Raw genomic sequence first — 24,001 nt, 5'->3', positions numbered from 1 at the left:
GGAGCCACCGCATCCCGCAACTCCCGCTCCGCCTCCTCCGGCGAAACAAACGCATCCGAATACACATAACCATGACCATTACGACGAAACAACGGAATCGTCCACATCCACCCAGCACTCGACGCCCGCGCCGTCGTATACGGATCCATCTCCCGAACATGCTCACGCGGCACCCGCAACGCCACCGCCCGATTATTCGGCAACACATCCTCAAACGACTCGAACCGCTCCCCCAACGCCTGACCGATCAACAACGACCGAAACCCCGTGCAATCAACATACAAATCACCCGAGACCACACCATGCCCAGCCGTCCGCACCCCACCGATCCAGCCACGCTCGTCCCGCAACACCTCATCAACCGTATCCACCACATGACGCACACCCCGCGCCACCGCATACTCACACAAAAACTCCGCCACCCGATCCGCATCAAAATGATACGCATACGGAAACTGCTCCCGCTGCTCCGCCAACGTCGAACGCCCCAACCCCCCATCCAACCCCGACGCGAACAACGAACCATCCAACCGCCGCGGCGACCGCTTCGCCTCACTCAACGCCGTCGTCAAAAACACCTGACGATCCATCGGCACACCACGATCACCCACCGCCAGCCACCAATCAGCCAACGAAAACCCATCCACCACCCGCAACCGCTCAAACGGATGATAAAAATACTCACCCCCACCCTGCCAATTCTCAAACCGAATCCCCAACTTGTACCCACCCGCACACCGAGGCAACCACTCCGCCTCATCAACCCCCAAATAATCAAAAAAATGCCGAACCGTACTGAACGTCGCCTCCCCAACCCCAATCCGCGACACCCCAGCCGACTCCACCAACGTCACCCCAACACGACCCCCAAACGCCGCCTTCAAATAAGACGCCGTCATCCACCCAGCAGTACCCCCACCCACAACAACAACCGAACCAACCACCACAAACTCCCTCAAATCGACAGAAACCGAATCCGGGCGAGCGCGCGACCTTCTCGACGCGGGCCGGCGGCCGATGTCCGGCCCACCCGTTGGAAAAGGGCTCGTTCGCGAGTGTGCATCGCCGAGGTCGGGAAGCCAAGCGCCAGTGGAAATCCGGCGATATCCGACTATTTTCGCGGACAATGCCGCCGTCCCGCTAGCGGGACAGGAACTCTGGAGCCCACCACTTTTGCCGTAGGCTTGGCGCACTGGCCACACCTGTATTTTTCCGCCGGTGCCGGATCGCTCATCGCGGAGGCGCAAATCATGACCTTGATCGAAAGAGACGCGCGGCTTCGATTCCGCCCCGGCGAAACGGCGGCTCCCGGCGGGTACGTCCCGGTGTCCGGGGTCGGTGCCGACCTCAGCGGCGATGTGCCCGCGGCCCCGCTTGCCGCGGTACGACTCATCGACGCGGTGTGCGGCGCACTACGGGCCCGGGTCGACCCGAGTACCGATCCCGCCGGCGACTACGGGCTACGGCGGCTGCTGGCCAGATCGTTCGCCACTCCCGCGCATCCGGAGCTCGAGCTCACCGTGACCGCGGGCGGAACGGCCGCCCTCCACGCCCTGCTGCTCTCCTGTACCGAGCCGGGTGACGAAGTCGTTGTGGTGGAGCCATTCCGGCAGCACACCGTGGCACTGCTGGAAGCGACCGGGCTGCGTCCCAGATTTGTCCGGCTGGCCCCGCCCGACTGGCGGATCGTGGCGGCCGAGGTGTCCGCGGCCTTCGGCAGGCGGACCCGCGCCGTCCTGCTCAGCACGCCCCACGAACCGACCGGCCGGGTTTTCGACCGTGCCGAACTGGCCGCCGTCGGCGAACTGTGCACGCACTGGAACGTGCCGCTGATCAGCGACGAATCCCTTGCCGCCTACGTGTTCGACGGAGCGGGGCATCTCTCGGCGGCCGACGTCACCGACCGCGCGGTGGTGCTCGGCGATCTTTCCGCGGCACTGGGCATTTACGACTGGCCGCTCGGTTACGTGCGCGCGAACCCCGGCCACACCCATGCCTTCCGCGTGGTGCACGGCACCGTGGCCACCAAGGCACCGGCGGCACTCCAGCGTGCCGTGGTGAACTCGCAGATCCTCGAACCCGGCAGGTGGAACCCGGTGCCGGGCTTCCAGGAAGCCAGGGACCGGCTGATGCGGACCTTCGGCGGCCTCGGCCTGCGCTGCTTCCGGCCGTCGGGCGGGCGTTCACTGCTGGCCGACATCACGCCCGTGACCGGGGAGAGCAGCCCCGCCTACCGCGACCGTGTCCTCGGCCGGACCGGTGTGCTGCTCTCACCGGCGACGAAGTTCTTCTCAACCGGAGGGGAGCGTTATGTACGCGTCGCCCTCGACGTCCCGGCCCACGTCGTCCAAGAGGCCACGCGCCGCATCGCCAAAGCCGGCGACCGAGGCGGGATGGTGAGGGGTATTGAGGAGTAAGGCAAATTTGGCCCGGATGTCTCATGCGCCTCGCCGGGGACGATCAGCGTCTCAAGCGTGGCGCTCGCGACCCTGTCGCGGCTGACTCCCGCCGTGAAGGTCCCCTTGAGGCCGCGCCGGAGCGCGCCACATTTGGCCGGTCTCCGCCGCGATGGCGGCGGCCGCGCGGGCGACGGCTTCCTCCCACCGGACCTCCGGCCGCCACCCGCTGACTTCGCGGAAGGCCGTGGGGTCGAGCGTGAAATCCAGGAAGTCGGTGGGACTGGAATGCTCGGGCGGATTCACCGTGACGATCGGCACCGTGGGCGCGGCGGTGACCTCGGCGACGGCCTCGGCGATCCGGGCGAACAACTCGCCGATGCCGGTCGCCCGTCCCGTGCCGACCAGCCAATGCCGTCCGGCCAGCCGGTCCGCGTGGTCGATCGCGGCGACGAACGCCCTGGCCACGTCGTCACTGCAGACCAGATCCCTGGTCACGCTGCCGTCGTGCCACATGGTGAGCTCGCGGCCTGCCAGCGCACGCCGGATCATCACCGACACCAGACCCTTGTCGAGTGTGGTGGAATCGGTGCCCTGCGAAAACAAGGTGGCCAGGCGCAGGGTGATGCCGCGGAGCACCCCTTCCGCCGTGGCCTTCTTGATGGCCAGCTCGGCGTCCATCTTCTGCCGGTCGTAGGTGGTCAGAGGCTCGTCCGGCGACGACTCGGTGATCCGCTCGCTGACCATTTTTCCGCTCTGTGACATCGATCCGGCGAAAACCATGATCGGCGGTGGCCCGGTCCGCCGCCTGGCCCGCAGCGCGTCGATCACCTCGTGGACGAGGCCGAGGTTGACCCGCTCGGCGAACTCGTTGTTGGACGAGACCCGCCAGGTGGCCGAGCCCGCGATATGGGCCACCAGGTGCAGCACGACGTCCGCCCCCGCCACCGCTTCGGCCACCGCGCCCGGCTCGGTGAGATCCAGCCGCCGGACCTCCACCTCGGCGCGATGACCTGCCGGTACCGCGGTGGCCCGGCGCCCGACCAGCCGCAGCCGCACGTTCCGGCTCGACAGTTCCCTGGCCACCGCCGTGCCCAGCAGGCCGGACGCGCCGAGCACGGTGACCAGGGGCTTCGCCTGACTGTTTGTCACGGGTTCTCCTTGTCCTGTCGAGGGGTGAGACAACGACGGCGCGTTCGAATCCCGGCCGCGGCCCGCGTGGCGTCCGCTCACTGACCGGCGTGCGCCGCCGGTGCCGCGCTGTTCGACCGGGCGTAGTCCCAGCGCATCCGGCCGACGGCTTCCGGCAGCTCCGCCAGTTCCCGCAGATCCTCGGTGCTGAGCTTCAGGTCCGCGGCCGCCACGTTCTGCTCCAGCCAGCGCAGCCGCCGGGTGGCGGGAATCGGCACGACCAGATCGCTCTGCGCCAGGATCCAGGCGATGGCGACCTGGGCGGCGGTGCAGCCCAGCCGATCGGCCACGCGGCGCAGACCGTCCACAATGGCCTGATTGGTCGCGAAGGCCTGCGCGGTGAACCGGGGGTCACGATTTCGCGCGTCTTCACCGCACAGGTCCGAATGCGCCACCTGGCCGGTGAGGAAACCGCGCCCGAGCGGAGAGAAGGCGAGAAAGGGCGTGTCGGTGCGTTTGCACCACCCCAGCACGTCGTCCTTGGCGTACGGGGCCCAGATGGACAGTTCGTACTGCACCGCCGTGATCGGGAACAGCGCGTGCACCCGTTCCAGTTCCTCGACGCTGGCGTGGGAAATGCCCAGTCCCCTGACCTTGCCCGCTTGTACGAGCTCCGCCATCGCGCCCCAGGTCTCCTCCAGCGGCACCTCGGGATCCACGCGGTGCAGCTGATAGAGGTCGATGACGTCGGTCTGCAACCGGGACAGCGAATTCTCGCAGGCCGCCCGGATGTGCCGGGGGTGACCGTTGCGCGCCAGCTTGCCGTCCGGCTGCGCCACCAGGCCGACCTTGGTCGCGATGGTCGCCTTGTCCCGGCGGCGTTTCAACCCGCGGCCCAGCAGCCGCTCGTTGGTGTAGGGACCGTAGATGTCCGCGGTGTCGAACAGCGAGACACCGAGCTCGATCGCCCGGTGGATCACGCGGATCGCCTCGGCCTGTTCGTCGGCGGAGGGGAGCCGACCATGCGACATCGACGTACAGCCAAACCCTATCCTGCTCAATCTCAGATATTCGCCTGTCATTTTCTGCCGCATGTTTTTCCATCCTGACCTTGACTGCTCAGGCGGGCATATGTGCACAGGTGAAACGCGCTACGGGAATTCCCGCGCCAACGTCGAAAAGATGATTTCGCCGGACTCGCGCTTCACGACTGGAATATGAGGAAGACTAACATGGTGGCCTCGGCGGCCACCACGAATCGAACCAGCGCACCGGTACGTCCCGCCGGCGGGACGTACCGCCTGCCGGGCCCCCATCGAACGCGGAGCGAGCATGCGCATCCTTTTCACCACCTACTCGGAGAAAACCCATTTCCAGGCGATGGTTCCGCTCGCCTGGGCACTGATCGGCGCGGGCCACGAGGTACGGGTCGCCAGCCAGCCCGCGCTCACCGAGGTGATCACCGGCAGCGGCCTGACCGCGGTGCCGGTCGGCCGGGACCACAACCTGTGGAAGATCGCCGACCGTTTCCTCAACCCCAGGGTGGCCAAGGCGAACCCGGAGCTGTACCGCCAGATTCGCGCCGTCGACCTGCCCCCGTTCGACACCGCCGACGACCCGGTGGAGGACGTCTCGTGGGAGCACCTGCGGTCCGGGTACGACACCGTGGTCCGCCGGTGGTACCGGGTCGTCAACGACACCATGATCGACGACGTCGTCGGCTTCGCCCGCCAGTGGCGGCCGGATCTGGTGATCTGGGAGCAAGCCACCTACGCCGGCCCGATCGCGGCCAAGGCGATCGGCGTACCGCACGTGCGGATGCCTTGGTGCGTGGACATTTTCGGCAAGACCAGGCAGCATTTCCGGACCCTGGCGGCGCGGCAGCCCGCGGACCTGCGCACCGACCCGCTCGGCGACTGGCTCGCCGCCGCGGCCGCCGGACACGGGGCGGAGTTCTCCGAGGACATGGTCACCGGGCACGTCACCATCGACCAATACCCGACCCCGCTGCAACTCAAGGCCGACATCGACTACCTGCCGATGCGCTACGTTCCCTACAATGGGGTTTCGGTAATACCCGACTGGCTCCGGGAACCACCGGAAAGGCCACGGGTGTGTTTCACGCTCGGCATTTCGGCGGTCAACCGGTTCGGCGGTTATCCCGTCTCGGCCGGTGCCCTGCTCCGCAGGCTGGCCGATTTGGACGTCGAAATCGTGGCGACGGTATCGGAAAAGGTCCAGCAGGAGATCGGCCCGTTACCGGGCAACGTTCGCGTGGTGTCCTTCGTCCCGCTCAACGCCCTGATGCCGACCTGCGTGGCATCGGTCAACCACGGCGCGTTCGGCACTTTCAACACCACGGCGCTGGCCGGCGTGCCGCAGCTGACCATCACCGAGCAACACGACAACCCGCCGGTCTGCAACCGCCTCGCCGACTACGGTGCCGGACTCACCGAGTACTACACCGACGTGACCGAGGACAAGGTCCACGACCACGTGGCCCGCCTGCTTGCCGAGCCCGGTTTCCGTGCTGCCGCGGCGAAACTTCGCGACGAGATGCTCGCCATGCCCAGTCCGGCGAGGGTCGTCGACAGCCTGGAAGACCTCGTCCACCGTTTCGGGAGCTGACCGTGCGCGTTCTGTTCACCACCTACTCCGACCGCAGCCTGTTGCTGTCGATGGTCCCGCTGGCCTGGGCCCTGCGCGCCGCGGGGCACGAAGTACGGGTCGCCAGCACGCCGAACCTGACCGACGTGATCACCGGCGCGGGACTGACCGCCGTGCCGGTCGGCCGGGACGACGGATTCTCCAGGATGCTGCGGCCGCAACCGGCCTCGCTGCTCACCGGCCTCCTGCCACCGTATGACGTGGCCGCCTTCCCGGAACGCGCGGACGCGGAGTACTTGCGCGGCGGGTACGAATCGGTGGTGCGCTGGTGGCACAAGATGGCCAATTTCCCGATGATCCCGGAGCTGGTGACCTTCGCCCGGCAGTGGCGGCCGGACCTGGTGCTGTGGGAGCCGAACACGTTCGCCGGTCCGCTCGCGGCCGAGGCCTGCGGTGCCGCGCACGGCCGCCTGCTGTGGAGCGTCGACGTTTTCGGCGAGACCAGAGCCCACTTTCTCCGGCTCTCCGTGCCCGGCGACCCCGACCCGCTCGCTGACTGGCTGGCGGCCTACGCCGAGCGGTACGGCTTCGCCTTCAGCGAGGAACTGGTCACCGGGCAGTTCACCGTCGACCAGCTGCCGGACTCGATCCGGATGGCCGCGCCGGGCCTGCGTTACCTGCCGATGCAGTACGTGCCCTACGGAGGCCGCGCCGTGGTACCGGACTGGCTGCGGACGCCGCCATCGCGGCCACGGGTGGCCATCACGCTCGGCATCACCAACATCGCCCGGTTCGGCAGCTACAACATCGAGGTGCAGACGATTCTCGACGCCGTCGCCGAACTGGACGTCGAGGTGGTCATCACGCTGGCCGAATCGGCACAGGCCGGGCTCACGAACGTCCCGCCGAACGTCCGGGTGGTGCCCTACGTGCCGTTGCAGGCGCTGGCCCCCACCTGCTCGGCGGTCATCCACCACGGCGGGCCCGGCACCCTGCTCACCACCGCCCGGCACGCGGTGCCGCAACTGGTGCTGCCCTGGGAGTTCGACGCCCCGGAGCTGGCACGCCGGTTCACCCTCGGCGGCGCCGGTCTCGCCATGGAGCCGAGCACGATCGACGGGCCCGCCATCCGGGACAACCTGCTGCGCCTGCTCGACGAGCCGGGTTTCGCCGAAGCGGCCATCCGGCTGCGCCAGGAGATCCGGCGCGCTCCCTCGCCACTCGAACTGACCGGCACCCTGGAGTCACTGGCCGTCGCGGCGGGCTGAGCGGACGCGCCGGTCAGCCCGGCCGCTGGGCCACCCAGACACCGCGGGTGAAGCACGGATGCGCGACGAACTCCGCGGCGCACCCTACGGCGGCGAAGGCCGCTTCGTACTGGGCGTCGGTGAAAAGTGACATGTCGACCGTTTCGGTGAAATGCCGGATACCACGCTCGGCGGCCGCGTCGGCGACGTGTACGGTCATCCGCATCCGGTCAGGCGCGGTCCGCACCGAATGCGAGATCCGGTGCACGACCCGGCCGTCGTGCTTCATCACGTCGCTGGCGATATAGCCGGCCCGGAATTCTTCGGGAGTGAACCACGGCTCGATGACCAATACCCCGCCGGGTTCCAGATGGTTCACCATGGATTTCACGGCCTGTTCGAGTTCCGCCGCCGATTCCAGGTGCGGAATGGCGAACATACACGTTATCGCGTCGAATCTGGCCGTCAGGTCGAGGCTGCGCATGTCACCCTCGGACAGGCGTATTCCCGGAATAATCTCCTTGGTCACCGCGAGCATGTCCGCGGACAGGTCGACACCCTCCACCCGGTCGAAGCAATGCACCAGGTGCCGCAGATGCAAGCCGGTTCCGCAGGCCACATCCAGCAGCGAGTCCGCGGCCGGTGCGCGCGCCAGAATCAAGCGCCGAACCTCGGCGGATTCACTTTCGTAATCCTTGCCCCGGTTACGCATCATCAGGTCATAGACCTCGACGTAGTCCCGTTCGTACACAATCAATTCCCTGGTTCTCGTATGGTCACGATCTGATACCGTGACTCCGTAGCCGACTGAAGGGGAAGGAATCGCAATGGCGAAAGGCTCGGGGCAGAGCAATAAGAAGACCCACGAGGTGGTGCAGACCGTGGCCGTACTGGCCGCGATCCCGCTCGGCGTGATCCCGCTCGTGCAATACCTCGCCAGCGACGACCACGGCGGCCTGTTCACCACTGTCTTCGGCAAGCAGACGGGCACCATGGCCGTACTGCTTCCCGCGCTGGTCATCGTGGCTGCCTTGGTGATCGTCGGGGTGGTCGAGCTGTCCAAGAAGAAGCGGTAGGGAACCCGCGCCAAGCTCCGTGGATCCGCCGGTCCCCACCCGGTCCACGGAGCCGCTTACCGGCCGAGGCACCACTCGAGCGCCGCCATCGCGCTGTGCAGTTTGTGCTGGGCCTGAGCGAAAGCGAGGCTGGCTGCCCCGTCCAGCACGTCAGCGGTGACCTCCTCCCCCCGGTGGGCGGGCAGGTCGTGCATGAACCGGGCGTCCGGGTACCTCGCCATCACCGGGGCGTCGACGCGGAACGGCTCGAAGTCCTGGCGCCAGTTCGGATCCGGCTTGCTGGTCCCGGTGGTCTGCCAGCGCGTGGTGTACACGACGTCCACCGAAGCGGGCAGCGATTCCATGTCGTGGTGCTCGGCGACCGTGCTGCCGTGCGCGGCCGCCAGCGCACGTGCGTCGGCGAGCACCTCCGCGGACAGTCCGTACCCCTTCGGTGTGCGGAACTCCAGTTCCACCCCGGCGAACCGGGGCAACGCCAGCGCCAGCGCGGCGGCGGTGTTGTTCCCCTCGCCGACGTAGAGCAGTTTCAGCCCGGCGATCCGGCCGAACCGCGTCCGCAGCGTGACCAGGTCGGCCAGCGCCTGGGTGGGGTGCTCGTCCTCGCTCATCGCGTTGACCACCGTGGCGCAGTGTTCGGCGAACGTGCGCATCTCCGAGACCGGGCCGGCGGTCCGGATGACGAGGCCGTCGAGCATGCCGCCGAGCACCCGCGCGGTGTCCTCCAGCGACTCGCCGGTGTTGAGTTGCAGATCGCCGGGACCGTAGGCCACCACCTTGGCACCGAGCCGGAGCGCGCCGGTGGTGAACGCGGTACGCGTGCGGGTGGAGGTCTTGCTGAAGTAGACGCCGATCACCTTGCCTCGCAAGGGTTCCCCCCAGGAAGACCGATCACCGGCGAGCTGCGCGCCGCGCTGGACGATCCACTCGATATCGGCATCGGTCAGATCACGCAACGAGATGACGTGTCCGGACATGTCGTTCACCCTTCAGGGTCGTCGGAACGATCGATGATGGCGGCGAGCCGGTCGGCCAGGGTGGAGACGTGCGGCGGGAACAACGCGTTGCGGTGGTCCCCGGGGATGCGGCCGACCCGCACCTGGCCGCGGACCAGCCCACGCCACTGGTCGAGATAGCCGTCGAACGACTGGCCGACGATGTCCTGGTAACCGCCCTCGGCGAGTTCGGTGCAGACCAGGATGTGCACCGGACCGGCGTATTCGGGGAACCGGTAATGCAGCCGGAGTTCGGCCATCTCGCGCCACGACCGCAGCCGGTCGGTCCAGCTGTGGACGAGATCCAGGTCCAGCTCGTCCGGCTCGAACACCGTGTCGCCGTCGTCGACGATGGTGCGGAGCACCTCGACCAGCTCGGTCCTCGCGGCGTCCCGCCCGGCGCCTTCCGGCACGTCCCGCAGCGCCTGCAGCAACGCCTCCGCCCGGCGCAGCACGGCGACGTTCTCGGCCAGCGGGTTCACCCCGGTGGAGGGGTACTCGATCGGGTCGATCAGGATCAGCTCGGGTTCGTGGCCGCCGTCCCGCAGCTGACGCGCCATCTCCCAGGCGATACCGCTCGAGCCGCACCAGCCGAGCACGTGGTGCGGGCCCACCGGCCGGACCGCCAGCAGATCCGCCACGTAGGTGGCCGCGACCTCGGCGAGGCTGTCCGGGGCCGGTGCCGAGCTGTGCAGGCCCGGCCACTCGAACGCGGCGAGCGGACGGTGCGCGGCGTAGACCTCGGCCAGGTCGCGGTACCAATGCGCACTGCCACCACCAGGGTGCACGCAGAACAGCGGGGTGGCCTCACCGGTGCGCCCGAGCCAGATCAGTGACGACTGCTCACCGGCCGCCGAAACGGTACCCGCCAGCTCCCGCACGGTGCGGTGCCGCAGGAAGTCCCGGAAGGTCAGCTCGATGTCGTGTTTTCTGGACAGCCGTGTGATGATCCGCATGGTCAGCAGCGAATGGCCGCCCAGCGCGTAGAAATCGTCGTCACGACCGACCCGCTCGACGCCGAGCACCTCCGCCCATACCTCGGCGATCCGTTCCTCCAGCTGCCCTTCCGGGGGTTCGTAGGTGTTCACCGCGGCTTGGCCCGCACTTCCCGGATCGGGCAGCGCCTGCCGGTTCACCTTGCCGTTGGCCAGTCGCGGGAACTCCGTCATCGACACGAAATGGGTGGGCACCATGTAGCCCGGCAGGGTCCTGGCGACGAAAGCGGCCAGTTCCGCCGGCCGTACCTTTTCGCCCTCCGGGATCACGTAGGCGGCCAGCTGCTTGGCACCGTCGTGATCCTCGACCGGGTGAACCACCGCGACCCGCACCCCGGGATGGGCGGTCAGGGCGGCCTCGATCTCGCCCAGCTCGACCCGGAAGCCCCGGATCTTGAGCTGATGGTCGCGGCGGCCGAGGATCTCGATCCGGCCGTCGGCGAGCCTGCGCCCGATGTCGCCGGTGGCGTACATCCGGCCGCCAGGGGTTCCCGCGAACGGATCGGGCAGGAAGGCGTCCGCGGTGGCGCCCGGCTGACCGAGGTAGCCACGGGCCAGCCCCGCCCCGCCGACGAAGATCTCGCCGGGCACCCCGACCGGCACCGGTTCGAGATCGTCGCCGAGCAGATAGGAGGTGGTGTTGGTGGCGGGCACCCAGACCGCTCCCCCGGCCGCGGTGTACCGGCTGCCGAAGCAGAAGAGCGTCGCCTCGGCCGGGCCGTACATGTCCCAGACACCCGCTTCGGTGGCTCCGAACCGCTCGATCAGCTCCGCGCCCAGCACGTCACCACCGGAGATCCGGTGGAAACCGGGAGGCGGGGTCCAGCCCGACTCGTCCAGCATCCGCCACGTGGTGGGCGAAGCCTGCATCAGCGTGCCGCCACTGGCTCGAAGCAAAGTGGCCAGGGAGAACGGATCCCGCGCGGCGTCGGCGTCCCCGAGCACCAGGCGGCTTCCGGCGGCCAGCGACACGAACACGTCGGTCTGCCAGACGTCGGTCATCGTGGGCACCACGCTGACCACCACGTCGTCCGGTGCCAGGTCCACGTCCAGGCTCATCGAGCGCACCCGCTCGGCCAGCGCCAGATGCCGCACCATGACGCCCTTCGGCCGCCCGCTGGAACCCGACGTGTGCACCACGTAGACGAGTTCCTCCGGATCGGCCGGCCGCACGGGGGCATCGCGCACCCCGGTCACCGTCGCCGGAACGACGACCGGCGGCAGCCCGGCGACCTCGTCGTCGGCCACCACCGCCGTGACCCCGGCACCGGTCAGGATCGAGGTGATCCGCTCGACCGGGTGCTGCGGATCCAAAGGCACGTACGCCGCGCCGAGGTTCACCACGCCCAGCACCGCCGCGACGAAGTCGGCCCGTTTCGGCAGCCAGATCCCGACGAGGTCACCCGGACGCACGCCGAGTGCGCGGAGCCGCTCGCCGAAGCCGGCCGCGCGCTCCCACAACTCCTGGTAGGTCAGCCGCTCGTCGCCGCATTCGAGGGCGATCGCGCCGGGTGTCCTGGCCACCCGCGCGGCGATCAGCTCGTGCACGCCGAGCGCGGGCGGCTCCGCCTCGTTCGCGTTGCCCTGCGCCAGCAGGGCGGCCCTCTCTTCCGGCGGCAGCAGCGAAACCGCGGTGCTGCCTTCGGGATCGGCGGCCATCAGTTCCAGCACCCGCTGGTACATCTTGGCGAGCAGGGCCGTGTACCGCTCCCCGATCCGGTCGGATTTGGCCACCAGTACCAGATCGCCGCTGTCGGTCAAGGCGCACAACGGGAACTCGTTGAGGCTGATGTCGGTGCTGCCCTCGGTGTCCACCGCGCTCCGGTCCAGCACGTGGAAGTCGAGGTAGTTGAAGGCGACGTCGATCAGCCGGTCACCCCCGCCGAACTCCACCTGCAACTGCGGCATCGGGAACCGGCGGTGCGGCCAGAGCGCGACCTCCTCGGCGAACACCGCGCTGACCAGTTCACGCCAGGTCCGCGCGCCGGCCGGGGCGACCAGCGGCACCGGGTTGAGGAACATGCCGCGGACCTGGTCCCCGCCCTCGACCTCACTGCGGCCGTTGCACAGCAGGCCGGAGTGGAACCCGTCGCTCCCGGCGACGGTCCGCCACACCGCCACGTGCGCGGCGAGCAGCACGCTCTTCAGCGAGGCGCCGGCGAGGCCTGCCAGCTGCCGCAACCGGTCTTCCCGATGCCGGTACGGCACACGCAGGTGGTAGTCGCCCGGTCCGTCGGGATCGGCCCAGGCGGCCGGGATCATCAGCTTGGCCGCCCCCTTCAGCCGCTCGGCCCAGAACGCGCGGTCCTCGGTCCCGTCCAGGCTCCGCTGCTCCTGTGCGATGAAGTCGGCGTACCGGATGGCGGTGGCGGGCGCGGCCGGTGGCGCGCCACCCGCGCGGAGGGCCCGGTAACCGGCGATCAGCTCGGAGACGATCGAGTTGTGGCTCCAGCCGTCGAGCACCGCGTGGTGTTCGGTGAGTGACAGGAAGAATCGGTCGTCGGCCACCCGGTGGGCGTGCAAGCGGATCAGCGGCGGTGTGGCCAGATCGAACAGCCGCGCCCGCTCCCGCGCCCGGAAATCGTCCAAATAGGACTGTTGGGCGGCCGCGGTGAGGGACCGCAGGTCCTCGTGCGAGAACTCCGGTTCGGCCTCGGCGTGCACCAGCTGCAGGGAGGTGGCCAGATCGAACGAGGTCCGCAGCACCTCGTGGTTGGCGATCACGTGCTCGACCGCGCCCCTCAACGCCACCGGATCGAATTCGCCGTCGTCGCGGATCAGGTAGCTGGTGATGTTGTGGTAGAGGTTCCGGCCGGAATCGGCCAGCATCTCGTAGACCATGCCCGCCTGGACCCTGGCCAACGGGTAGGCGTCCACCACGTCCTCCGGCAGCTTCGCCCGGTCCTCGGCACCGATCAGGGAAAACGGCGGTGTGCCACCGTTTTCGTCCACGCCGGAACCGGCACCCAACGCGGCGAGCTCCGCGATGCTCTGGTGCCGGAACAGGTCCTGCACGGAATACTCGAAGCCCTCGGCCCGCAACCTGCCGACCAGCCGGACGGCATGGATGGAGTCACCACCGAAGGCGAAGAAGTTGTCGTGCACCCCGACCTGGCGCACGTCCAGCACGTCGGCCCAGACCGCCGCCATGGCGCGCTCGACCGAGTCCCGCGGGGCGACGAACGTCTCCTGCCGGTCCTGCCGCGACCGGTCCGGGCTCGGCAGCGCGCGGCGGTCGAGCTTGCCGTTGGCGGTGAGCGCCAGTTTCGGGACCACCATGATGATCCCGGGCACCATGTAGGCAGGCAGCCGCTCGCCGAGGTAGGCGCGCAGCTCCGGCACGGTCACCGTGGCGCCGTCCTTGGGCACCACGTAGGCCACGAGCTCCCGGTTGCCGTCGGCGGGCTCGTGCACGGTGATCACCGCGGCCTTGAGCTCGGCGTGCTCGGCAAGGCGGGACTCGATCTCCCCCAGCTCGATCCGGAAGCCGCGGATCTTCACCTGGTTGTCGAAACGGCCGAGGAAGCCGATGTCGCCGTTGGCCAGCACCCTGGCCTTGTCCCCGGAGCGGTACATACGGGCGCCTGGCGGGCCGTACGGATCCGGCAGGAACCGCGAGGCGGTCAGCGCCGGCCTGTTGAGGTAACCACGGGTGACACCCGGCCCGCCGACGTAGATCTCCCCCGGCACGCCGATGGGCGCCGGGCGCAGGCGCTCGTCGAGCACGTAGAGGGTGAGGTCACGCATCGGCCGTCCGATGGGGCTGCGTTCCCCGTCGAGGTCGGCGGGCTCGACCACGCGATAGGTGACGTGCACGGTGGTTTCGGTGATGCCGTACTTGTTGACCATCACCGGCGCGCGGTCGCCGAAGTGGTCCCACCACGGCTTGAGCATGCCCACGTCGAGCTTCTCCCCGGCGAAGATCACCACCCGCAACCGCAGCCGGTCGAGCATCGGTTCGTCCCGGCCGGTGAGCTCGACGAGATTGCGGAACGCCGACGGCGTCTGGTTGAGCACCGTGACGCCTTCGTCGGCCATGAGCTTGGCGAAGTCCCACGGTGACCTGGTGACCTCGTGCGACAGGACGACCAGCCTGCCGCCGTAGAGGAACGTGCCCCAGATCTCCCAGACCGAGACGTCGAAGGCGTAGGAGTGGAACAGCGGCCACACGTCCTCCGGGCCGAACCCGTACTCCTCCTCGTTCGCCGTCAGCAGCCGGACCACGTTGGCATGGGTGACCTGCACCCCCTTGGGGCGACCGGTCGAGCCCGAGGTGTAGATGACGTAGGCGAGATCGTCCGGTCCGGTGCCCGTCACCGGCGCCTCGTCGGGGAAGGAGGCCAGCAGCTCGCGCTGGGCCGGCTCGTCCAGCACGATCATCGGTGCCCGCGCGACCACCCGGTCCCGCAGTTCCTGTTGTGTCACCACCACTTTGGCTCCGGCGTCACCGACCATGAAGTCGATGCGCTCGGCGGGATGCGCCGGGTCCAGCGGCAGGTAGGCCGCACCGCTCTTCAGCGTGGCGAGAAGGGTGACGATCATGTCGATGCCGCGGTTCAGGCAGATCCCCACCAGATCCGCACGCCCGACCCCGGCCGACCGCAGCCGGTGCGCCAGCCGGTTCGCGCGAGCGTCCAGTTCGGCATAGGACAGGTTCGTGCCCTCGAAGGTCAAGGCCACCGCGTCCGGGCGCTGCCTCGCCTGCTCGGCGAAACGCGCGTGCAGGCCGCGCCCGGAGTCCGCGGGGCCGGCGGGCGGCCGGATCAGCGCGGCGGTTTCCGCGTCGCTCAGCAAGGGCAGCTCGCCGACCCGCGCGTCCGGATCCGCGACCGCGGCGGAGAGCAGGCGCACGTAGTGGGCGCCCATCCGGCGGGCCGTGTCTCCGTCGAACAGGGCGTGGGCGTAGGTCACGAGGCCCAGCACCGAGCCGTCGGCCCGCTCCTCCAGTGTCCAGGTGAGGTCGAACTGGGCCTGGCGCTGCTCGACCGGGACCAGTTCACCGGTGACCCCGGCCGCCTCGAACCGGAACGGCTCGTTGTTCTGCAGGATGAAGTTCACCCCGACCAGCGGATGGGTGGACAGGTCGCGGTCGACCACCAGCGCGTCCACGACGCGTTCGAACTGCACGTCCTGATGTGCGAAGGCGTCGATGGCGGTATCCCTGGCTCGCCGGAGCAACTCGGTGAACTCCGGGTCGCCGGACAGGTCCGCGCGCAGCACCAGGGTGTTGATGAACAGGCCGATCAGGTCGTGGGTGTCGGCCTGGGTCCGCCCGGCCACCGGGCTGCCGATGGCGAAGTCCGTCTGCCCGCTGTAGCGGTGCAGCAAGGCCCAGAAGGCCGCCAGGTACACCATGAACTTCGTCGACTGGTGCTTCACCGCCAGCTCGGCCACGCCGGCCACCAGCTCCGCCGGGAGCTCGAACTCGACGGTGGCACCGGCCGGTTCCCATACGGCGGGCCGCGGCCGATCCGTCGGCAGTTCCAGCTTCGGCAGGTCACGCAGCCGCGTCACCCAGTGGTCCAGCTCACGGTCGAACCGCTCATCGGACGCGTGTGCCCGCTGCCAGGCGGCGAAATCGGCGTACTGCAACTCGGGTTCCGGCAGCTCCGCACCCGCACAAAGCTCCGCCAGTTCCCGCGCGAGCAGGCTGCCTGACCACCCGTCCGCGGCGATGTGGTGGATCACCAGCGCGAGCACGTGCTCGTCCGGCCCCAGCCGGATCAGTCTCGCCCGCAGCACCGGGCCGGTGGCCAGATCGAACGGGCGGCTGTTGTCGGCGTGCAGCAACGCGTCCAGCTCGTCCTCACCGGCTCCGGTCAGGTCGCTGAAGGCCAGCTCGACCCCGCCCGGCTGGTCGATGACCTGCGCCGGATCCCCGTGCGCGTCGACCGGGTACCGGGTACGCAGGACCTCCTGCCGTCGCACCAGCCGATCCAGTCCACCTTGGATGTCCAATGAGGACAGATCGCCGCGCAGGCGGAAGACCATCGGCATCAGGTATTCGGTGCCACCGGGGCGAAGCTGGTCGAGAACCCACAGCCGCTGCTGCGCGAACGACAACGGCAACGAGCCGTCACGCGGGGCCGCCTGGATGACCGGCCGGGGCGTGCCCTGGTCGCCGGCACGCTGTCGCAGCCGGTCCCGCAGCAGCCGGGAACCACGACCGGAGGCACGCCCGTCCGCTCCGGCCGCACCCTCGTTCCGGCGGGACTCGTATTCACTCACGACACACCACCGCGGTTCGTGTTCCTGGTCGTCATCGCCAGGTCCCTCCCGTTTCCCCACCGGCGTTCAAGGCTCATCGTCGTTTTCCCTGCGATCGGCTGACTGCCGGCTGTTCCCCGGCCGACTCGGCTTCGGCTTCTGCTTCGGCGAGCTGCTCGAGTGCCTTCGCCTGTGCGCTGACCGTGGTCGCCTCGAACAGCAGGCGGAGCGGGACCTCGATCCCGAAGACGGCCCGCAGCCGGGCGGCCAGCCGCGTGGCCAGCAGCGAATGCCCGCCCAGATCGAAGAACTCCTGCTCGACATCGATCCGCGCGACCCCCAGCACACTGGTCCACGCCTCGGCGATGGCCTCCTCGATCTCGTCCCGCGGTCCGACGAAGTCGTCCACCACCGCGTCCTGTCCCACCGCCGCCTCCGGCGGCGGGAGGGCCTTGCGGTTCACCTTCTGGCTGGCGAAGCGCGGCAATTCAGGCAACGTGACGAAGAACGAGGGGACCATGTACTCGGGCAGGCGGGCCCGCAGGTAGTCCCGGAGTTCGGCGCCCGACGGCTCGGCCGTCTCCGGCGGTGGCACCACATAACCCACCAGTCGACGGCCCGCGGCCGGGATGGTGTGCACCGCCACGGCGGACACGAGCACCTGGGGGTGCCGGGTCAGCGCCGCCTCGATCTCACCGAGCTCCACCCGGAAACCGCGGATCTTGACCTGCGAGTCGACCCGCCCGAGGAACTCCAGCACGCCGTCCGCGCGGAACCGGCCCCGGTCCCCGGTGCGGTAGAGCCGGTCGCCCGGCTCGCCGCCGAACGGGTCCGGGACGAACCGGTCGGCCGTCTGCCGTGGCCGCCGCCAGAAGCCCCGGCCGAGCCGGACGCCGCCGACATGGATCTCACCGGCCACCCCGACCGGCACCGGTTCCATCCGCTGGTCCAGCACGTAGGCGCGGGTGTTGACCACCGGACGTCCGAGCGGGATCGCCGTCTCCGGGGTGGTGGTGCGCAGGTCGTCCTCGTCCACCACGTGGGTGAACGCGGCGATGGTGGTCTCCGTCTGGCCGTAGAGCGTGGTGAACACGCCGTCCAAGCCGGTGTCGAACCAGCGGCGCGCGTCGTCGTGGGTGACGACGTCACCGGCGACCACCATGCTCCGCACCGCCACCATCCGCCGGTCGCGGTACCGCAGTGCGCTCACCACTTCGCGGAAGTAGCTGGGCGCGATGGCGATCTGGGTCGCCCCGGACTCGGCGACGCGGTCCGGGAACTCTTCGGGCGGCACCAGCCCCGGCTCGGCCACCACCACGGTGGCACCCAGCAACAGCGGCGCGAGCACCTGCTCCAGTGCCGGATCGAAGTGGAGCGGCGCGGAGAGCAGCACCCGATCGTCCTGGCGGTACCCCAGCGCCTCGGACATCACCCTCGTGTGATGGGTGAACGCCCGATGCGTGATCATCACGCCTTTGGGTCGGCCGGTCGAGCCGGAGGTGTAGACCAGGTAGGCCAGCCGGTCGGGATCACCGGCCGGAAGCCGGACACGGGACGCGCCGACCGGCTCCCCCCGCACCACCACCGGGGCACCCGCCCCGCTGACCTTCGAAACCAGCCGCGGTTCCACGATCACCGCGGCCGGAGCGAGATCGGCCAGCATGCCCGCCAGCCGTTCGTCCGGCTGGGCCGGGTCGAGCGGCACGTACACCGCGCCCGCCCGCAGCACACCGAGCAGGACGTGGACCGCGTCCGCGGAGCGGTCGAGCAGCACCGCCACCGGTGCCTCCAGGCCGACCCCCAGGTCCACCAGCCGCCTGGCCAGTGCCTCGGCACGCTCGGCGACCTCGGCGTAGGTGCGCTGTTCACCGTCGCTGACCACCGCGACCGCGTCCGGCGTGCGCGCTGCCTGTGCCGCGAACGCCTCGTACGCGGACTCGGGCTTCACTCGCGGTTGCGCCGGGATCCAGTCGCGCAGCTGCCGCTGCCGCTCCCGCTCGCCGAGCAACCGCAACCGGCTGACCGGCACGCCGGGGCCTGCCGCCATGGCCGCGGCGAGCACCCGGAAGTGTCCGGCGAACCGGGTCATGGCCGGCTCGGAGAACAGGTCGGTGGCGTACTCGATCTCCATCCGGTACCCGCCGTCCGGCTCCGCCTGCAGGATCATCGTCAGATCGAATTTGGCGACGGACTGGTCGACGTCGACAGGCTCCACCTCGAGATCGGCCAGCCGCAGCGGTTCCCTGTTCTCCTCCCGGACACCGAAGGTCACGTCGGTCAGCGGCGCGTGCGCGAGGTCGCGCCGGGGCGCGATCTCGTCCACCACCCGGTCGAAGGGCAGCTCGCCGTGGCCGAAGCCGTCCAAGGCACAGCCCCGGACCCTGGCGATCAGCTCCTCGGCGGTCGGATCGTCACCGATGTCGGTACGCAGCACCACGGTGTTGACGAAGAATCCGACGACCTCCTCGAGTTTGGGATGGCCACGGCCGGACATCACCGTGCCGACCGCCAGGTCGGTGGCGCCGGTGTACCGGCCGAGCAGCGCGTAGAACACGCTCAGGAAGGTCATGAACGGTGTGGCGCCCTGACGACGTCCCAGCGCCAGCAGCGGCTGGGCCACCTCGGCGGGCAGCGGGACACGCAGGGTGGCGGCCCGCCGGTCCCGTACGGCGGGCCGGGGCCAGTCGGTCGGGAACTCCAGCGCTTCGAGCCCGGCCAGCTGCCGCCGCCAGAAGTCCAGCTCCACCCGCGACACGGAATCGGAAAGGTGCCCGCGCTGCCATACCGCGTAGTCCGCGTACTGCAGCGCGGGAGCCGCCAGTGCCAGCGGCAACCCGGTCACCCTGGCCGAGTACAGCTCGGAGAGCTCGTGCGACATCACCTCCTCCGACCAGGCGTCGGTGACGACGTGGTGCATCACCAGCAGCAGGAGGTGTTCCTGGTGCCCCGCCCGGATCAGGTACGGGCGCACCGGCAGGCCCGCGGACAGGTCGATCGGCCTGCTCGCCAGTTCCTGGAGCACCTCCCGCTCGTCACGGCCGTCCAGTTCGACGATCGGCAGTCCGACCTCGCCCGGCGGGCCGATCAGCTGGGCCGGGGTGCCGTCCGGTTGCCGGAGGTAGCGAGTCCGCAGGATTTCGTGCCGGGCGACCAGTTCGCCGACGGCCTCGGTCAGCGCGGCCACGTGCAGCGGGCCGGTCAGCCGCGAGGCCCAGCTCACCAGGTAACCCGTGCTGTCGGGTTCGAGCTGGTCGAGGAACCACATCCGCTGCTGCGCGAAGGACAGGGGCAGCGGGCGGGCGCGTTCCTCGGGGCCGAGCACCCGGATCTCGTCCGGCCCCTCCCCGGTCAGCCCGGCCAGCCGCTCGGCGAGGCCCGCGACCGTGCGTGCCTCGAACACCGCCCGGACCGGCACCGCGAGGCTGAGCGCGGAGCGGAGCGCCCCGGCCACCCGGATGGCGAGCAGCGAATGTCCGCCCAGCTCGAAGAAGTCGTCGTCGAGACCGACGGCGTCGAGGCCGAGCACCTCGGCCATCACCGCGGCGACGGCATTCTCCTCCGGGGTGCGCGGCTCGGGCCCCACCTGCTCGCGCGCGGTACTCGGCTCGGGCAACGCGGCCCGGTCGACCTTGCCGCTCGTGGTGACGGGAAGTTCCGGCAGGGTGACGAAAACCGACGGCACGTAGGGTTCCGGCAGCCGGGCCAGCAGGTACTCCCGCAGCTGCGACGGCACGGGGGCCTCGGCGCGCGGCAGCACGTAGCCGACCAGCCTGGGGGTACCGCCGGGGCCGGGCCGAGACACCACCACGGCGGCGTCCACCTCGGCATGCTGTGCCAGTACGGCCTCCACCTCGCCGGGTTCGACGCGGACCCCGCGGATCTTGACCTGGTGATCGGTCCGGCCGGCGAACTCCAGCGCGCCGTCGGCCCGGCGGCGCGCCAGGTCGCCGGTGCGATAGGCCCGTGCGCCGGGAGGCCCGAACGGATCGGGCACGAACCGGTCCGCGGTCAGCCTCGGCTGTCCGACGTAACCGCGCGCCAGCCCGGCACCGGAGGCGTGCAGCTCGCCGTGGTCGGTGCGGTGGCCTCGGGCGTCGAGCAGCTCGACCCTGGTGTCGTCGATGGGGTGGCCGATGGGGACTGTCCCGCCGCCCGGCCCGTCGAACTCCCAGAAGGTGACGTCGATCGAGCATTCGGTCGGGCCGTAGGTGTTGACCACCGTGACGGGCACCCGCGAGGCCAGCCGGGCCGCCAGCTCGTCCGGCAGTGGTTCGCCCGCGGAGAAGACCAGCCGCAGCGAGGCGCAGTCCGCGAGGCCCGGCTCGTCGGCAAGGGTCCGCAGGAAGGTGGGCACGCCCTGCACGACCGTGGTGCCGGTGGCCGCCATCACCTCGGCCATCGCGGCCGGATCCCGCTCGGTGCCGTCCGGCGGCAGTACCACCGTGCCGCCGGTGACCAGTGGCGCGAAGAACTCCCACACCGAGGCGTCGAAGGTGACCGACGTCTTCTGCAGCATCCGGTCGCCGGGGCCGAAGCCGTACCTCGTCACCGCCCAGTCGACCCGGTTGAGAATGCCGCGGTGCGGTACCGCCACCCCCTTCGGCCGTCCGGTGGACCCGGAGGTGAACATGACGTAGGCCAGTGCGTCGAGATCGGTCCGGACCGGGGCGCCGTCACCGGATTCGGCGTCGATGTCGGCTTGCTCGACCGCCAGCCGCAGCACCTCGACCGCCGGCACCTCGACCGGCGCCGCGATGTCGGTCAGCAGCAGCGACGCTCCGGAATCGCCGAGGATCCGGCTCAGCCGCGCGGGCGGATGGCCGGCGTCCAACGGCAAGAACGCGGCACCCGCACGCAGAATGCCCAGCATGGCCACGACCAGTCGCGGCCGTCGCGGCAGGCAGACGGCGACCACCTCGTCGCGGCGCACTCCACGGCGGCGCAGGTACCGCGCGAGCCGGTTCGCGGACCGGTCGAGCTCACGGTAGGTCAACCTGCCTTCGCCGGAGTCCACCGCGACCGCGTCCGGCGTCGCGGCGGCCTGCCGGGAGACGCGCTCCGGCAGACCGGCCACGCGGCACTGGGGTCCGTTCATGCTCACCTCGGCTCGCTCGCGAACGTCAACTGGTCTCGGTGGCCATCCGGCGACGCAGGCTCAGCGGCCGCATGTCCGTCCAGACGCGCTCGATGTGGTCCAGGCACTCGTCCCTGGTGCCCGCCGTTCCCTCGGCACGCCACCCGGCCGGGATCTCCCGGTCGGCAGGCCAGACGGAATATTGTTCCTCGTGGTTGAACACCACGACGTATTCGTCGGCGATCATTTCGGTCCTTTCAGTACAGGAAGTCCGGGAGGTCCACCCCGAGCCCGAGGCCCGCCGCCCTGTCGAAGACGCGCGCGGCCAGCGCGGCGTCGAGGCAGCCGAGCCCGAACGGCGAGAACACCGTCACGGAGTCACCGTCGTAGGGCAGCCGCGCCGAGCCGTCGAGCAGGTCACCGATCTCGGCGTGCACGAAGTCACGGTTGCCCGTGACCTGCTGGGCCAGATCCAGCGAAGTGGCCGCCCGGCACACGTGATCGGTGTCGTCGACGACGTTTCTCGCCGACAGGATCGACTCCGCCGTCAGGTCCCGCAGCGAAACGTGCAGCACCACCGTGCCGGGCTTGCAGGCCTCAGTGGTCAGATACGGCTCGCCCGCGGTGGTGGCCAGCGAAACCAGGCGATGGGCCGACATCACGGCGTCCTGGTCCGGGCAGACCTCGACGGTCAGCTCCGGCCACGACGCCCGCACTTTGTCCGAAAAGGACTCAGCTCGCGCGGAATCCGTGTCGTACACGGCGACTTGCCGCAGTCGCGGCAGCCGCTCACGAAGAAAACGCAGTATCTCGAAGTTGATCAGGCCACAACCGATCAGGCCGGCGCCCGACCGTGCCTCGTCCCCGGCACCCGACAGCAGCTCACCGGCGGCCACCGCGGCACTCGCCGCCGTCCGGCGCGCGGAGATCACCGAGCCCTCCAGTACGGCCAGTGGTGTGCCGTCGGCCACCGAGCTGAGCACGATGACCGCCGACGCCCGCTCGGCTCCTTTTCGGATGTTGGCGGGGAAAGAGGCGATCCACTTCACCGCGGCGACCGGCCGCGAACCGCCGACGTAGGCGGGAAGGGTGATGATCCGGTCGCTGGGATTGCCGGGGAACCGGAGGAACACCGAGTGCGGTACCACGGTCTGCCCGCGTGCGTGCGCGACGTAGGCGTCACGTACGGTCCCGAGCACCGCGCCGAGGTCCTCGTCGAGCACGGTCTTGACGTCCGCGCGGCGCAAGATCAGCACGCTGCCTTCTCCTTCCACAGATGCTTGATGTCACCGAACTTCTCCTCGACCCACGAGTCGGAGTAGATGGTGTCCAGATAACGCTCACCACGGTCGGGCAGCAGCAACACGCAGTTGGCGCCGGCCGGCAGCTCGGCGAGCCGTTGCTCCACCGCGCTGACCACCGCACCGGAGGAACCACCGCTGAGAATGGCTTCGGCACCCACCAGCCGGCGGCAGCCGACCACGCAGTCCTGATCGGTCATCCTGAGCACCGAATGCGCTATCCCGTCGAAGTGCAACGCGGGCCGGATCGCGGCACCGTGCCCGGGAATCAGCCTGCGGCAGCTGACGTCGCCGAAGATGGCGCTGCCCTCGGCGTCGACCGCCATGAGCCGCGTGGACAGCCGGTGCCTCGCGACGAAATCGGCGCAACCGCGGACCGTGCCGCAGGTTCCGGTGGCCACGAAGAGGTAGTCGACCTTTCCCTCGAGCTGCTCGTGCAGCTCCCGCATGATCGATTCCTGCGCCTTCGCGTTGCGCGGGTTGGCGTACTGGTTCGGCCACAGCACGTCGGGAATGTCGCGGACCAGGCTCCGCACCCGCTGGATGCGGGCGGACAGGAAATCGTTCATCTCGTTGTCCGCCTCGGTGACCATGCTCAGCTCGGCCCCGTACGCGCGCAGGATCGCCAGGTTCTGCGTCGTGGTCTTCGGGTCGACCACGCAGATGAACCGGATGTTGTACAGACGGCACACCTGCGCCAGGCCGATGCCGAGGTTGCCCGAACTGGATTCGACCACAGTGGACAGTCCAGGGACGAGTTCACCGCTCTCGATGGCACTGACCACCATGCCGATGGCGGCGCGGTCCTTGACGCTGCCACCCGGGTTCAGTGCTTCCATCTTGGCGTAGAACCTGGCCGGGGAATCCGGGAAAAGCCGGTCGAGGCGGACCAGTGGGGTCCCCCCGACCGCCGACAGCACCCCGTCCAGCGCAGCGTTATGCGAGGTCACACTCATCGTCACGCGACCGCTCGCC

14 protein-coding genes are annotated in these 24,001 nt (G+C 69.5%); 4 read left to right on the top strand and 10 right to left on the bottom strand.

Translation table 11 applies throughout. The features are described from left to right. Nucleotides 1-899: tryptophan 7-halogenase (locus ACZ5ZX_RS36415; protein WP_465506527.1), on the bottom strand; the 899-nt coding region annotated here is incomplete at its 3' end. A 351-nt stretch (nucleotides 900-1,250) separates the two neighbouring features. On the opposite strand from ACZ5ZX_RS36415, the gene ACZ5ZX_RS36410 reads away from it, so the two are divergent. Further along, nucleotides 1,251-2,417, top strand: a complete 1,167-nt coding sequence (locus tag ACZ5ZX_RS36410; RefSeq protein ID WP_465506526.1) for a pyridoxal phosphate-dependent aminotransferase — start codon at nucleotides 1,251-1,253, stop codon at nucleotides 2,415-2,417. 51 nt (nucleotides 2,418-2,468) lie between these two features. Here the strand turns inward: ACZ5ZX_RS36410 and ACZ5ZX_RS36405 are convergent, their stop codons facing one another. Both ACZ5ZX_RS36405 and ACZ5ZX_RS36400 read right to left on the bottom strand, forming a co-directional pair. Next, on the bottom strand, nucleotides 2,469-3,548 hold the full coding sequence (locus ACZ5ZX_RS36405; protein ID WP_465506525.1) for an NAD-dependent epimerase/dehydratase family protein: 1,080 nt from the start codon (nucleotides 3,546-3,548) through the stop codon (nucleotides 2,469-2,471). A 77-nt stretch (nucleotides 3,549-3,625) separates the two neighbouring features. Then, nucleotides 3,626-4,609 (bottom strand): aldo/keto reductase, encoded by a 984-nt coding sequence (locus ACZ5ZX_RS36400; protein WP_465506533.1) that lies wholly within the window; start codon nucleotides 4,607-4,609, stop codon nucleotides 3,626-3,628. A gap of 250 nt (nucleotides 4,610-4,859) precedes the next feature. On the opposite strand from ACZ5ZX_RS36400, the gene ACZ5ZX_RS36395 reads away from it, so the two are divergent. Both ACZ5ZX_RS36395 and ACZ5ZX_RS36390 read left to right on the top strand, forming a co-directional pair. Beyond that, nucleotides 4,860-6,155, top strand: a complete 1,296-nt coding sequence (locus tag ACZ5ZX_RS36395) for an activator-dependent family glycosyltransferase (RefSeq protein ID WP_465506524.1) — start codon at nucleotides 4,860-4,862, stop codon at nucleotides 6,153-6,155. A gap of 2 nt (nucleotides 6,156-6,157) precedes the next feature. Then, entirely contained in the window at nucleotides 6,158-7,402 is a 1,245-nt protein-coding gene (locus ACZ5ZX_RS36390) for an activator-dependent family glycosyltransferase (RefSeq protein WP_465506523.1), read from the top strand. Between the two features lie 13 nt (nucleotides 7,403-7,415). On the opposite strand, the gene ACZ5ZX_RS36385 is transcribed toward ACZ5ZX_RS36390, so the two are convergent. Beyond that, on the bottom strand, nucleotides 7,416-8,132 hold the full coding sequence (locus ACZ5ZX_RS36385; RefSeq protein WP_465506522.1) for a class I SAM-dependent DNA methyltransferase: 717 nt from the start codon (nucleotides 8,130-8,132) through the stop codon (nucleotides 7,416-7,418). A 76-nt stretch (nucleotides 8,133-8,208) separates the two neighbouring features. On the opposite strand from ACZ5ZX_RS36385, the gene ACZ5ZX_RS36380 reads away from it, so the two are divergent. Further along, nucleotides 8,209-8,457 carry a hypothetical protein gene (locus ACZ5ZX_RS36380; RefSeq protein ID WP_465506521.1) on the top strand — a complete coding sequence of 83 codons (249 nt, stop codon included), beginning with the start codon at nucleotides 8,209-8,211 and terminating at the stop codon, nucleotides 8,455-8,457. A gap of 56 nt (nucleotides 8,458-8,513) precedes the next feature. Here the strand turns inward: ACZ5ZX_RS36380 and ACZ5ZX_RS36375 are convergent, their stop codons facing one another. From ACZ5ZX_RS36375 to sbnA, 6 genes are all read right to left on the bottom strand, one after another. Then, nucleotides 8,514-9,431, bottom strand: a complete 918-nt coding sequence (locus ACZ5ZX_RS36375) for an ornithine carbamoyltransferase (RefSeq protein WP_465506520.1) — start codon at nucleotides 9,429-9,431, stop codon at nucleotides 8,514-8,516. A 5-nt stretch (nucleotides 9,432-9,436) separates the two neighbouring features. Further along, nucleotides 9,437-16,672: an amino acid adenylation domain-containing protein gene (locus ACZ5ZX_RS36370; RefSeq protein ID WP_465506519.1), complete on the bottom strand. Its 7,236-nt coding sequence runs from the start codon at nucleotides 16,670-16,672 to the stop codon at nucleotides 9,437-9,439. A 73-nt stretch (nucleotides 16,673-16,745) separates the two neighbouring features. After that, the gene (locus ACZ5ZX_RS36365; protein WP_465506518.1) at nucleotides 16,746-21,746 is read right to left on the bottom strand and encodes an amino acid adenylation domain-containing protein; all 5,001 of its coding nucleotides are present in this window, start codon (nucleotides 21,744-21,746) and stop codon (nucleotides 16,746-16,748) included. A gap of 25 nt (nucleotides 21,747-21,771) precedes the next feature. Further along, entirely contained in the window at nucleotides 21,772-21,972 is a 201-nt protein-coding gene (locus ACZ5ZX_RS36360) for an MbtH family protein (RefSeq protein ID WP_465506517.1), read from the bottom strand. Between the two features lie 10 nt (nucleotides 21,973-21,982). Next, a complete protein-coding gene (gene sbnB / locus ACZ5ZX_RS36355; RefSeq protein WP_465506516.1) occupies nucleotides 21,983-22,981 on the bottom strand; it encodes a 2,3-diaminopropionate biosynthesis protein SbnB in 999 nt (332 codons plus the stop codon). Beyond that, entirely contained in the window at nucleotides 22,975-23,982 is a 1,008-nt protein-coding gene (gene sbnA, locus ACZ5ZX_RS36350; RefSeq protein WP_465506532.1) for a 2,3-diaminopropionate biosynthesis protein SbnA, read from the bottom strand. The genes sbnB and sbnA overlap by 7 nt, the downstream gene beginning before the upstream one ends. Nucleotides 23,983-24,001 lie beyond the last annotated feature (19 nt).

It is taken from the genome of Amycolatopsis sp. NPDC033938 (assembly GCF_055575975.1).
Note: the sequence above shows the minus strand (reverse complement) of the source record. Positions and strands in the feature narration are given on the sequence as shown.

What these genes read in the sequence shown, in the direction of transcription:
- sbnA (WP_465506532.1), bottom strand. Translation starts at nt 23,982, where the DNA reads ATGAGTGTGACCTCGCATAACGCTGCGCTGGACGGGGTGCTGTCGGCG.
- ACZ5ZX_RS36395 (WP_465506524.1), top strand. Translation starts at nt 4,860, where the DNA reads ATGCGCATCCTTTTCACCACCTACTCGGAGAAAACCCATTTCCAGGCG.
- ACZ5ZX_RS36375 (WP_465506520.1), bottom strand. Translation starts at nt 9,431, where the DNA reads ATGTCCGGACACGTCATCTCGTTGCGTGATCTGACCGATGCCGATATC.
- ACZ5ZX_RS36360 (WP_465506517.1), bottom strand. Translation starts at nt 21,972, where the DNA reads ATGATCGCCGACGAATACGTCGTGGTGTTCAACCACGAGGAACAATAT.
- ACZ5ZX_RS36410 (WP_465506526.1), top strand. Translation starts at nt 1,251, where the DNA reads ATGACCTTGATCGAAAGAGACGCGCGGCTTCGATTCCGCCCCGGCGAA.
- ACZ5ZX_RS36380 (WP_465506521.1), top strand. Translation starts at nt 8,209, where the DNA reads ATGGCGAAAGGCTCGGGGCAGAGCAATAAGAAGACCCACGAGGTGGTG.
- ACZ5ZX_RS36365 (WP_465506518.1), bottom strand. Translation starts at nt 21,746, where the DNA reads ATGAACGGACCCCAGTGCCGCGTGGCCGGTCTGCCGGAGCGCGTCTCC.
- ACZ5ZX_RS36400 (WP_465506533.1), bottom strand. Translation starts at nt 4,609, where the DNA reads ATGACAGGCGAATATCTGAGATTGAGCAGGATAGGGTTTGGCTGTACG.